A 10,789-nucleotide genomic window follows, 5' to 3' on the forward strand; every position below is an offset into this window, starting at 1 on the left:
GGGGGTGGCGGTGACGGGCCTGGTCACGGTGGCGGCCATGACCGCCTCCTTTCGTTGCGTGGTTCGCGGTCCTTGTCGCACTCCCAGCACACCGTCCCGGGCCTCGCCGGGGCAGTGCCGTACGGCCCCGGCGGGCAGGGACCTTCGTCACCGCACCCGTCCTCCAAGGACTCTGTCTTCCGCCGCCGCCCGTGGGTAGCTTCACCCTCATGACCAGGGAGGACACGCTCATGTCAGACACCGGCGACTTCGGACGACGCATCCGCCACCACCGCGATCGGCTCGGCCTCACCCGCGAGCAGGTGGCCGACCGCGCGGAGATGTCGGCCGGCTACATCCAGTACCTGGAGGACCATCCGGGGGTCCCCGACTCCGGCACGGTGCGCCGGCTGGCCGCCGTCCTGGAGACCACGGCGCGCGACCTGCTCGGCGGCGGCCGCGACCGCCCGCCCGGGCCGGGGCCGGCCATGGCCCAGCCGGTCCTGGAGACCCTCGACGCCGAGGAGAGCCTGCGGCTGATCGCGCCGGGTGGCGTCGGCCGGGTGGCGTTCAACGGCTCGCACGGGCCCACGGTGCTGCCCGTGAACTACAAGCTGCACGAGGGCGCGATCGTCTTCCGCACCGCGTACGGCGGCACCATCGACCAGGACCTGCGCACCGGCATGAAGGGCGTGGAGCTGCTGATCGGCTTCGAGGTGGACCGGCTCGACGAGGCCATGCGGCAGGGCTGGAGCGTGCTCGTCCAGGGGCCGGCCCAGCATGTGCCGCAGGAGGAGGCCGAACGGCTCGCCGACGCGCACGTGTCGCCGTGGGCGGGCGGCGAACGGGAGCTCTACATCCGCATCGTCCCGCAGCAGATCACCGGCCGCCGCATCCACAGCGGTTGAGGCCGGCGGCCTCGATCAGGCGCGAACCCCGGCGCCGGCCGGCGTGGAACGTTCCGCGGGGATGCGGCGGCCGGACAGTTGCTCGGCGGCGACCACGATGAAGTGGTCGCGCCGGCCCGGCGCCCAGGTCGTCAGCGGCAGGGCGGCCAGCCGGTCGATCTCGGCGGGATCGGTCACCTCGCGCGCCTTCCCCACCGCCGTGACGGACCAGCCGGTGCGCAGCTCGGTGTCGAACTCGTCGGCCTCGAACGCCACCACCGCGTGCCGGGTCGCCGCGGCCAGCTTCGACCCGGTCACGGTGCGGATGACGATGGTCTGGCCGTCGAGGTGGAAGTTCACCGGCTGGACGGCGGGCAGGGCGCGATCGGTGAACACGATGCGCCCGATCGGCGCTGCGGCCAGCAGGGCGAAGCACTCCTCACGGGAGAGCACCTGGAGTCCGGACGAATCGAGCTTCATGGCTCTCAGCGTCCCCGGCCGCACGCACGGGGCGGCAGAGGCGAACGTCCCATCTGCCGCGCCGATCGTCCCGCGACCTCGAGGCCCCGCAGCACACCAATCATGCTCCGACGCTATCCGTGCCTCGACCGGGGCCGGTAGGGACCAAAGTCCCGACCGGTCGGCCCTGACTCCTGTCGGCTCCGCGGTGGTGTGCTGGAGCCGTGGAGGTGGATGTCATGAACACCGCAGAGGCCGTCCGCGCGGCGCTGGAGGCCGCCGGCTGGGCGCCGTCCGTGCACAACAGCCAGCCGTGGGCGTTCGCCGTCGCCGGCGAGGAGATCAGTCTGCGCGCCGACACCGGCCGCGGGCTGCGCTTCGCCGACCCCGACGGCAGGCAGCTGCTGATCAGTTGCGGGGCGGCGCTGTTCAACCTCCGCACGGCGCTGCTCTGCGCGGGGTTCGACGCCGCTGTGCGCGTGCTGCCCGACCCGGACCGGCCCGCGCTGCTGGCCACCGTACGGGTGGGCGGCGGCGCGGTGGCCGACGAGCACACCCGGACGCTCCGCGCGGAGATCGAGCGCCGGCGTACGCATCGGGCCGGGTTCACCGACCTGCCCGTCCCCGATCGGCTGGTGGACGGGCTGGTCCGGGAGGCGGCGGAGGAGGGGGCCCGGCTGACTCCCGTACGGGCTCCGGGGGACGTGCGGATGGTGGCCGCGCTGACCGTGGCGGCGCAGCAGGCGCAGGTCAGGGACCGGCTGCTCGCCCTGGACGTCGTCCGCTGGGCCCGCCCGCCGGGCAGCGCCCGCGCCGACGGCGTGCCCGCCGACGCCTATCCCTCGGGTCCCGTCCGCGTCGCGGCGGGGTTCGCGCAGCGCGACTACGCCTGGCGGCACGACTGGGGCGCGCGGCAGCTGGGGCGCGGTCAGCACTCGCCTGGTGTCCTGGCCCTGATCACCACGCCCGGCGACGGCCCCGGGGCGTGGATCGCCGCCGGCCAGGCTCTGCAGCGGAGCCTGCTGCACGCCGCCGCGCACGGGGTGAGCGCCGCCTTCCACACCCAGCCGCTGGAGATGCACCACCTCAGGGAGTTCCTGCGCCAGGAGCTCTGCGAGGGGGCGTACCCGCAGATGATCATCCGGTTCGGGATCACGTTCGACGCCGGGGGCGCGGTCCGCCGCTCACTGCCGGAGGTCCTGGGGTGAGCACAGTCGGGACTTTCGGCCCTGCCGGGGCCCCGGCGCGGCGGGTCATCCTGGAGGCATGTCCGATCTTCGTCCGTGGGACGCCGCGACGAGCGGGAGCGGCGGGCCCTTCGCCGACGGCCCGGGCGTGCGCGTCGCGGCGCCCTCGATGGACGGCGCCCAGCCGTACCGTTTCCACCGGGTGGACGAGGCGACCCTGGAGCTGCACGCCGGCGTCGGCCCGCAGGGGCGCGGGCTCGGCATCAGCTGCGGGGCGGCGCTGTTCAACGTGCGGCTGGCGATCCGGATGACGGGTCACGAGCCGCGGGTCGTGCCCTTCCCGGACCCCGCCGAACGGCCCGGCCTGGTGGCCACCGTGGAGGCGACGCCCGGCCTGCCGCCGGGCCCGCAGGAGCGGCTGCTGCACCACCTGATCCCGCCGCGGCGCCGGTTGCCCGTACACGGCCCGCTGCCCGCCGACGTCCTGGCCGACCTGGTCGCCGCGGCCGACGAGGAGGGCGCCACGTTCGTCCCGGTGACGGGCCGGATGGCGCACCGCGTGCCGGCGTTGGCGGCCCTCGACCTGCCGGCGGACGACGACGGCGCGGGCTCGCACCTGGCCGCCCTGTTCACCCGGGGTGACGGCCCGCGGGACTGGCTGGTCGCCGGGCAGGCGCTGCAGCGGGTGCTGCTCACCGCCACCGCGCACGGCCTGGCCGCCGCGCCGTTCAGCCGCGCGGACCTGCGCCTCGGCCGGGAGGGACCGTTCGGGTACGTGCAGACGCTGCTCGCTCTCGGCGGCCCGTGACGCGCGGCGGGCCGCCACCGGTGCGGTGACGGCCCCTGGAGCGTGCGCGGTCAGTGCTGCTCGACGACCTGGAACTCCAGGACGTCGGTGAACCTGCGGCCGTAGGAGTCGGTCGCGGTGACCACGGCGCGGTGCTCACCCGCGGCGAGGTCGGCGGGCAGCTCGTAGCGCCACAGGTGCATCGAGCGGTCGGCGACGCTGCCGCCGTTGACGAGCTGCTGCGCGGCGGCGTGCGGGTCGGACCACTCGGCGCCGATCAGCTGGTCCTCACCGCGCATCTCCTGGGTGCGGGTGGCCCGCTGCGCCCGGCCGCGGTCGAGCTTGACCGTGACCGTGGAGCCGGTGGAGCCCATCCAGAAGTTCGTGGTGAGCCACGTGCGGCCGGTCAGGTCCTCGCGGTCCAGCACCAGCGGGTCGCCGAGCACCGGCTCCGGGCCTTGCTGGTCGTCGTTCCAGGCCTGCCGCGCGGCGTACCACTCGCGGTACGTCGGGCTGTTGAGGCCGAGCCGCGTCTGCACGTCGTCGTCCTGGCCGGTCACCGTGAACCGCTCCCGGAACGCGTTGCCCCGCACGTCGAGGGTCAGCACGCCCGGCATGCCGCCGTCGCGCCCGACCGCGACGGGGTAGCCCTCGTCGGTGATCGCGCCGGAGTACCAGTCGCCGGAGATCGCACCGGCGGTGATGTGCGGGAAGGGCAGCCCTTCGACGCCGAAGAGGTCCTTCCAGCCCTTGGCGAGGTCGCCGGTCTTCATGTTCTCGATGGAGTGGCTGTGACCGGAGACCGCCACGGCCTTGCGGCCCTCCAGCAGCTCGTGCACCTTGCGGACCTGGTCCACCTGGTGGATGGGGCTGCCCTCGTCGGCCCAGTTGAGCAGGGAGATGTGGCTGGCGAGCACGACGAGCTTGTCGCGGCCGACCTTGGCGAGGTCGCGCTCCAGCCAGGTGAGCTGGTCGTCGCTGATCCGGCCGTTGTACGCCGGCCGGGTCGACGGGTTGTCGCACTGCGGCCGCAGGCCGTCGGCGTTGTCCACCTCGGGGGTGCACGGGTAGCGGACCGTGTTCAGCGCGATGACGTGCACGTCGCCCACGTCGTAGGAGTAGTACGCGGGGGCGAGCTGCGCGCGGAAGGTGTCGAAGGAGTGCTCGGCGGTCTCGGCGTCGAAGTCGAGGTCGTGGTTGCCGGGCAGGAACCGGGCGGGCCCGTTGGTGAGCTTGGTCAGCTCCCTGACGTCGGGGTAGAGCGACAGGTCGTCGCCTACGACGTCACCGATGAACAGGGTGCCGCAGCCCTGGTAGTCGTCGCGCCGCGACAGGTCGTCGATCGCGCCCTTGCGGGCGTAGCCGACCTCTTCCTTGTCGTACGGCTGCAGGTCGCCCGCGATCACGCAGTGCTGCTCGCGCGACTCGGTGACCCTGCTCTCGGCGAGGGGGAAGTTCACCGCGTCCGGGAGCGGCCCGGTGGGGGCGATGCCGCCGTAACGCAGCTCCGGCGAGCCTTCGGGCAGGTGGTTGTAGTGGAACTGGGCGATGTTGTAGTCGTCCACCGGCACCTGGTAGCCGGCCGGCTGGGTGATGAACACCGTCATGTTGTCGTAGGCCGGGAGCCGGTAGCGTCCGCGGGCGTCGGTGGTCACGACGTCGCGGCCGTTCGACACCACGACGCCGCGTAAGCCGCGCTCGTGGCGGTCGTGGACGCTGTCGCGGTCACGGTCGACGAAGACGGTGCCGGTCAGGACGGAGGGGTCGGCCGGGCCGTCCGGGGTGCGGACGACCTCGACCTGGCCGCGGTAGGCGGAGTCGTTCCAGCCGCCCGGCCGCGTGGCGGCGGCGGCGCCGGACGCGGGGACGACCGCGGCGAGCGAACCGGCGACGAGAGTGGTGAGGGCCAGGGCGACGTGGAGCTTGGTGCGTTCTCGGGACGAGGACATCAAATGCTCTCCGTGAGTCGTTCGGATGTCTGCCGTCTTGGCACAGCGAAAACGATCTTTACCGAGAGATCTGAACAGCGGGCTTTACTCCGGGCGAACAGTCGCAGTATGACCGGCGGCCCACAGGTGACCCCGGAAGCGACGCGCGTCATACCGAGACGGTCTGAGGGTGCGGCCTTTCACCGCGCGGTGATCGGGAGTATGAACGAAGCAGCAGCCGCCTGATCGTGTCTCCCGGGAGGTGACGGCAGATGCGCCGTCGGAGCCTGGTCCTGTCCGTGCTGGCGACGCTCGCCCTGCTCCTGGGGCCCGCCCAGGCGAACGCCGGCCCGGTGCGAGGCGACCGGCCGCTGCCCGGCTACACGGTCGACAACCCGCCGCTGGAGCCGGCGCTCGTCGACGGGCGGCCGAGCCGGGTGCTGCAGGGGGTGCACGAGCACGCCGCGTACGTCATCGAGGTGCCGCCGCGCTGGAACGGCGACCTGCTGATGTGGGCGCACGGGTTCCGCGGCGCCACCCGGGTGCTCACCGTGGACCCACCCGGGTACGGGCTGCGCCAGAGGCTGCTCGACCAGGGCTACGCGTGGGCGGCGTCGTCCTACTACGCGAACGACTACGACGTGCGGGCCGGCGTGCTGAGCACCCGCGACCTCGCCGACCACTTCGGCAAGGTGGTGGGCAAACCACGGCGCACGTACCTGGCGGGGGTGTCGATGGGCGGGCACGTCGCGGTCCGCTCGATCGAGCAGTACCCCGGCCGGTACGACGCCGCCCTGCCGATGTGCGGGGTGCTCGGCGACCACGAGTTGTTCGACTTCTTCCTCGACTTCCACCTCGCCGCCCAGGACCTGGCCGACGTGCCCGCCTACCCGTTCCCGGCCGACTACGCGACCGGCGCGGTGCCGCTGATCCAGCAGCGGCTCGGGCTGACCGGCACGGGCACGGGCAACGAGCTCGGCGCGCAGTTCCGTGACATCGTCGTCAACCTGAGCGGCGGCGATCGGCCGGGGGCGCAGGCGGCGTTCGCGTACTGGAAGGACTACCTGTTCGGGCTCGCCGGGCCGGACGGCGGCGGCACGCTGGCGCAGCAGCCGGGCAGGGTGGCGACGAACGCCGACACGGACTACGAGCCCGACTCCCCCGTCGACGTCGACGCGAGCGTGCGCCGGGTGCCGCCGGCGGATCCGGTGGCGCGCAGGACGCAGCGGCTGACCGAGGTGCCCGCCGTCACCGGCCGGATCGGCGTGCCGGTGTTGTCGCTGCACAACCTGGGCGACGCCTTCGTGCCGTTCTCCATGGAGCAGTACTACCGCGCGGACGTGGCCCGGCACGGGCGTGGCGACCTGCTGGTGCAGCGGGCGATCCGCACGGTCGGCCACTGCGAGTTCAGCGACGCCGAGGTCGCCCGCGCCTGGGACGACCTGGTGCGGTGGGAGCGCGGCGGCCGGCGGCCGGCCGGTGACGACGTGCGCGATCCCGCCACGGTGGCGGACCCGCGCTACGGGTGCCGGTTCACCGACCGGAGCGCCTATCCCGCGGGCACCCGCGGGATGTTCGCCGCCTGCCCGTAGGTCACAGGCGGAACAAACCGGCGCAGGCGGAGGCGGCGGCGTCGGGGTCGCCCACCACGACGGCCCGCGCGAGCAGCGTCAAGCGGTCGGCCGCGACCTGCGTCTCGTCGAAGGGCGCGGCCTCGGCGAGCACGTCGTCGAGCTCGGCCAGCAGGCCCGGCCCGGTCAGCCGGCGTACGCAGGGCCAGGTGTCGCGGAAGCGGACCGGGGAGCCGTCCGCGTCGAGCAGGGCGAGCCGCAGGCTGCGGTCGGGGTGGGCGGCCGCGCTGCGGGCGAGCCCCGCCATGACGGCCTCGCGGGCACGGGCGAGCTCGGCGGGATCGCGCTCGGCCCATAACGCGGCGAGGTCCGGCTTCTCCTCCTCCAGCGTCGGGGCGAGCACCACGGCGCCGTTGCCGTGCTGCACCTCGACCTTGCCCTGGACCTCCAGCGCCACGAGGGCGCGGCTGAGCGACGCGCGGCTGACGCCGAGCTCGGCGGCCAGGAGACGTTCGGGGGGCAGGCGGTCGCCGGGGGACAGCCCCTGAGCCTCGATGAAGCGGGCGATGTGGTCGGCCAGCTGCACGTACAGGCGTGGCCGTTCCAGTCGCTCAGGAACCGCGGAGGCCCGCGGGCGCTTCTTGGTCACGGCGCACAGTCTATTGACATTCACTACAAGTGGAGCAGAGGCTAGGCCAATCCGGAAATATGCGTGTAACCGGGCATCGCTTACCCCCCTAGGAGCTGCCATGTCAGCGGAAGTCATCGCGCTGATCGTGCTCGTGCTGGTGTTCCTGATAGCAACCATCCGTTCCATCAACATGGGCGCGCTCGCGCTCGTGGCCGCCTTCGTCGTGGGCACCACCGTGTTCGGTGCGACGGTCGACGACGTGCTCGGCGGTTTCCCCGCCAACCTGTTCGTCATCCTGGTCGGCGTCACGTACCTGTTCGCGCTGGCCAAGACCAACGGCACCGTGGACTGGATCGTGCACCGGGCCGTGGTCGCGGTACGCGGCCGGGTCGCCCTGATGCCGTGGGTGATGTTCGCGGTCTGCGCGGCGATCACCGCGATCGGCGCGGCCAGCCCCGCCGCGGTCGCCATCGTGGCGCCGGTGGCGATGGGCTTCGCGGCCCGCTACCGGATCAACCCCGTGATGATGGGCATGATGGTCGTGCAAGGGGCGACGGGGGGCAGCTTCTCCCCGATCGGCATCTTCGGGGCGATCACCAACGGCGTCGTCGACCAGAGCGACCTCGCGGGCAACCCGGCCGTGCTGTTCGGCGGCGCGCTCGGCGCCTGCGCCCTCATCAGCCTGATCGGCTTCGTCTCCCTGGGCGGCCGGGAGCTGCTGCGGCGCGACCGCGAGTCCGCCAGGGGCGCGGTCGCGAGCCTGGCGACCGCACCCGCCGCACCCGGCGGGCCCGCCGGGACCGCCGGCTCCGGTGGCGGCTCCGGCGACGCCGGGACCGGCGGCCTGCTGGACGACACCGCGCTCCACCTCGACGCGCAGCGCTCGCTCACGCTGGTCGGCCTGCTCGTGCTGGCGATCGGCGCGCTCGTCTTCGACCTCGACATCGGCTTCCTCGCCCTCGCCGTGGCGGTCGTCCTGACGCTGATCTTCCCCTCCGCCGCCCGCGGCGCGGTCGACAAGATCAGCTGGGGTACGGTCCTGCTGGTCGGCGGCATCGTCACCTACGTGACCCTGCTGCAGGACCAGGGCACGGTGAAGTGGCTCGGCGACGGCGTGGCCCAGGTCGGCGCGCCGCTGCTGGCCGCGCTGCTGATCTGCCTGATCGGCGCGGTGGTGTCCGCCTTCGCCTCGACGACCGGCATCCTGGGCGCGCTCATCCCGCTCGCGGTGCCGTTCCTGCAGACGGGGCAGGTCAGCGCGGTCGGCCTCATCACGGCGCTGGCGATCGCCTCGTCGGTGGTCGACTGCAGCCCGTTCTCCACCAACGGCGCGCTGATCGTGGCCAACTCCGAGGTGGCGATCCGCGACGACGTGTTCAAGCGACTGATGACCTGGGGCATGACGATCATGGTCGCCGCGCCCGTCCTGTGCTGGCTCGTGCTGGTCGTGCCGGGCGGTGTGTCGTGAGCGGCCCGCTGGCCGGTTACGTCGTCGTCGACCTGACCAGGGCGCTGGCCGGGCCGCACGCCGGGATGATGCTCGGCGACCTGGGCGCCCGGGTCGTCAAGGTGGAGCAGCCCGGCAAGGGCGACGACACCCGCGGGTGGGGGCCGCCGTTCGCCGGGGAGGAGTCGACGTACTTCCTGTCGTGCAACCGCAACAAGCAGTCCATCGCCCTGGACCTGAAGGACGACGACGGCCGTGCGACGTTCGAGGCCCTGATCGGCAAGGCGGACGTGCTGCTGGAGAACTTCCGCGCGGGCGTGCTCGACCGGCTCGGGTACACGACGGCCCGGCTGATGGAGCTCAACCCCCGGCTGGTGGTGTTGTCCATCACGGGGTTCGGGCACGACGGGCCGGAGGGCGGCCGGGCCGGATACGACCAGATCGCCCAGGGCGAGGCCGGGCTGATGTCGCTGACCGGGTCGGGGCCGGACGACCCGCAGCGGGTCGGGGTGCCGATCGGCGACCTGCTGGCCGGCATGTACGGCGCGTTCGGCGTGGTGTCGGCGCTGCTGGAACGCGAGCGCACCGGCCGCGGGCAGGTCGTCCGCACCTCGTTGCTGGCCTCCATCGTCGGGGTGCACGCCTTCCAGGGCACCCGCTGGACGGTGGCCGGCGAGGTCGGCCGGGCGCAGGGCAACCACCACCCGTCCATCGCGCCGTACGGGCTGTTCCGCTGCAAGGACGGCCGCGTGCAGATCGCGGTCGGCAGCGAGAGCCTGTGGCAGCGGTTCTGCGCCGGGTTCGGGCTGGACCCGCAGGAGCCGGGTCTCGCGGCGAACGCCGACCGGGTGGCGGCCGGCCCCCGGCTGGTGGAGCGGATCGAGGCCGTCTTCGCCGGTTTCGGCGCCGAGGAGCTGCTGGAGCGACTGGCCGGCCTCGGTGTGCCCGCCGGGCGGGTACGAAACCTCCAGGAGGTGTACGCCTGGCCGCAGGCCCGTGCGCAGGGACTGCTCATCGACGTCGAGCACGAGAGCCTCGGCCGGATCACGCTGCCCGGGCCGCCGCTGCGGTTCTTCGACGCGGCCGGGCCGGACGGCGAGGTGGAGACCACCCGCGGCGACCACGCGGCGCCTCCCGTGCTGAACGCCGACGAAGAGGAGATCCGCACGTGGCTGGCAGGCTGAGCGCACGCGACCTGATCGAACTCGTGCTGGACGACGGCTCGTACCGCGGCTGGGACGAGCCGCTCGGCCCGGCGAGCGACCCCGACGTGGCCGCCGCCCGCCAGCGCACCGGCCTGGACGAGGCGGTGATCACCGGGGAGGGGCTGCTGCGCGGCCGCCGGGTCGCCGTCGTCGCGTGCGAGTTCGGCTTCCTGGCCGGCTCCATCGGGGTGGACGCCGCCGAACGCCTGGTGACCGCCGTGGAACGCGCGACCGCGGAGCGCCTGCCGCTGCTCGCCGCGCCCGCCTCGGGCGGGACCAGGATGCAGGAGGGCACCGTGGCGTTCCTGCAGATGGTGAAGATCACGGCGGCGGTGGCCCGGCACAAGGCCGCCGGGCTGCCGTACCTGGTCTATCTGCGCCACCCGACCTTCGGCGGCGTGCTGGCCTCGTGGGCCTCGCTCGGCCAGCTGACGGCCGCGGAGCCGCGCGCGATGATCGGCTTTCTCGGCCCGCGCGTCTACGAGGCCCTGTACGGCCGGCCGTTCCCCGAGGGCGTGCAGGTCGCCGAGACGCTGCGGCGCCAGGGGCTGATCGACGGAGTGCTGCCGCCGGAGGACCTGGCCGAGGTACATGACGGCGACCCGGTCGCTGATGTGGCGCACCACCGACAGGTCGTGGGCGATCACCACGTAGGTCAGGTCCAGCTCTTTCTGCAGGTCTTCGAGCAGGTTGACGACCTGGGCCTGG

The 10,789-nt window shown here is 73.4% G+C and carries 10 protein-coding genes; 7 read left to right on the top strand and 3 right to left on the bottom strand.

Going from position 1 to position 10,789, the window contains the following annotated elements:
* Positions 1–209: 209 nt before the first annotated feature.
* Positions 210–887: a helix-turn-helix domain-containing protein gene (locus C1J01_RS40880; RefSeq protein ID WP_235854998.1), complete on the top strand. Its 678-nt coding sequence runs from the start codon at positions 210–212 to the stop codon at positions 885–887.
* A 15-nt stretch (positions 888–902) separates the two neighbouring features.
* On the opposite strand, the gene C1J01_RS40885 is transcribed toward C1J01_RS40880, so the two are convergent.
* Entirely contained in the window at positions 903–1,346 is a 444-nt protein-coding gene (locus C1J01_RS40885) for a pyridoxamine 5'-phosphate oxidase family protein (RefSeq protein ID WP_111184420.1), read from the bottom strand.
* Between the two features lie 218 nt (positions 1,347–1,564).
* Here C1J01_RS40885 and C1J01_RS40890 point away from each other — a divergent pair, with 218 nt between their 5' ends.
* Together C1J01_RS40890 and C1J01_RS40895 are read left to right on the top strand one after the other, a co-directional pair.
* Positions 1,565–2,533 (top strand): Acg family FMN-binding oxidoreductase, encoded by a 969-nt coding sequence (locus C1J01_RS40890; protein WP_111184428.1) that lies wholly within the window; start codon positions 1,565–1,567, stop codon positions 2,531–2,533.
* A 58-nt stretch (positions 2,534–2,591) separates the two neighbouring features.
* Positions 2,592–3,320: a nitroreductase family protein gene (locus C1J01_RS40895; protein WP_111184421.1), complete on the top strand. Its 729-nt coding sequence runs from the start codon at positions 2,592–2,594 to the stop codon at positions 3,318–3,320.
* Positions 3,321–3,370: 50 nt separating this feature from the next.
* Here the strand turns inward: C1J01_RS40895 and C1J01_RS40900 are convergent, their stop codons facing one another.
* Positions 3,371–5,248, bottom strand: a complete 1,878-nt coding sequence (locus C1J01_RS40900; RefSeq protein WP_111184422.1) for a calcineurin-like phosphoesterase C-terminal domain-containing protein — start codon at positions 5,246–5,248, stop codon at positions 3,371–3,373.
* Between the two features lie 251 nt (positions 5,249–5,499).
* Here C1J01_RS40900 and C1J01_RS40905 point away from each other — a divergent pair, with 251 nt between their 5' ends.
* Positions 5,500–6,819, top strand: a complete 1,320-nt coding sequence (locus tag C1J01_RS40905; RefSeq protein WP_111184423.1) for an alpha/beta hydrolase family protein — start codon at positions 5,500–5,502, stop codon at positions 6,817–6,819.
* A 1-nt stretch (position 6,820) separates the two neighbouring features.
* On the opposite strand, the gene C1J01_RS40910 is transcribed toward C1J01_RS40905, so the two are convergent.
* Positions 6,821–7,447: a FadR/GntR family transcriptional regulator gene (locus C1J01_RS40910; RefSeq protein WP_235854999.1), complete on the bottom strand. Its 627-nt coding sequence runs from the start codon at positions 7,445–7,447 to the stop codon at positions 6,821–6,823.
* Positions 7,448–7,547: 100 nt separating this feature from the next.
* Here C1J01_RS40910 and C1J01_RS40915 point away from each other — a divergent pair, with 100 nt between their 5' ends.
* The 3 genes from C1J01_RS40915 to C1J01_RS40925 form a co-directional block, all read left to right on the top strand.
* On the top strand, positions 7,548–8,897 hold the full coding sequence (locus C1J01_RS40915; RefSeq protein ID WP_111184425.1) for an SLC13 family permease: 1,350 nt from the start codon (positions 7,548–7,550) through the stop codon (positions 8,895–8,897).
* On the top strand, positions 8,894–10,060 hold the full coding sequence (locus tag C1J01_RS40920; RefSeq protein WP_111184426.1) for a CaiB/BaiF CoA transferase family protein: 1,167 nt from the start codon (positions 8,894–8,896) through the stop codon (positions 10,058–10,060). Before C1J01_RS40915 ends, C1J01_RS40920 begins: the two co-directional genes overlap by 4 nt.
* Positions 10,045–10,789, top strand: a 745-nt coding sequence (locus C1J01_RS40925; RefSeq protein ID WP_328589732.1) for an acetyl-CoA carboxylase carboxyltransferase subunit beta, incomplete at its 3' end; no start/stop codon positions are given. The genes C1J01_RS40920 and C1J01_RS40925, both read left to right, overlap by 16 nt.

Origin of the sequence: Nonomuraea aridisoli, from assembly GCF_003236395.1 — a bacterium.
GTDB lineage: Bacteria > Actinomycetota > Actinomycetes > Streptosporangiales > Streptosporangiaceae > Nonomuraea > Nonomuraea aridisoli.

Excerpts from the sequence above, each read along its gene's own strand:
- C1J01_RS40880 (WP_235854998.1), top strand. The coding sequence starts at position 210 with ATGACCAGGGAGGACACGCTCATGTCAGACACCGGCGACTTCGGACGA.
- C1J01_RS40905 (WP_111184423.1), top strand. The coding sequence starts at position 5,500 with ATGCGCCGTCGGAGCCTGGTCCTGTCCGTGCTGGCGACGCTCGCCCTG.
- C1J01_RS40895 (WP_111184421.1), top strand. The coding sequence starts at position 2,592 with ATGTCCGATCTTCGTCCGTGGGACGCCGCGACGAGCGGGAGCGGCGGG.
- C1J01_RS40885 (WP_111184420.1), bottom strand. The coding sequence starts at position 1,346 with ATGAAGCTCGATTCGTCCGGACTCCAGGTGCTCTCCCGTGAGGAGTGC.
- C1J01_RS40915 (WP_111184425.1), top strand. The coding sequence starts at position 7,548 with ATGTCAGCGGAAGTCATCGCGCTGATCGTGCTCGTGCTGGTGTTCCTG.
- C1J01_RS40890 (WP_111184428.1), top strand. The coding sequence starts at position 1,565 with ATGAACACCGCAGAGGCCGTCCGCGCGGCGCTGGAGGCCGCCGGCTGG.
- C1J01_RS40900 (WP_111184422.1), bottom strand. The coding sequence starts at position 5,248 with ATGTCCTCGTCCCGAGAACGCACCAAGCTCCACGTCGCCCTGGCCCTC.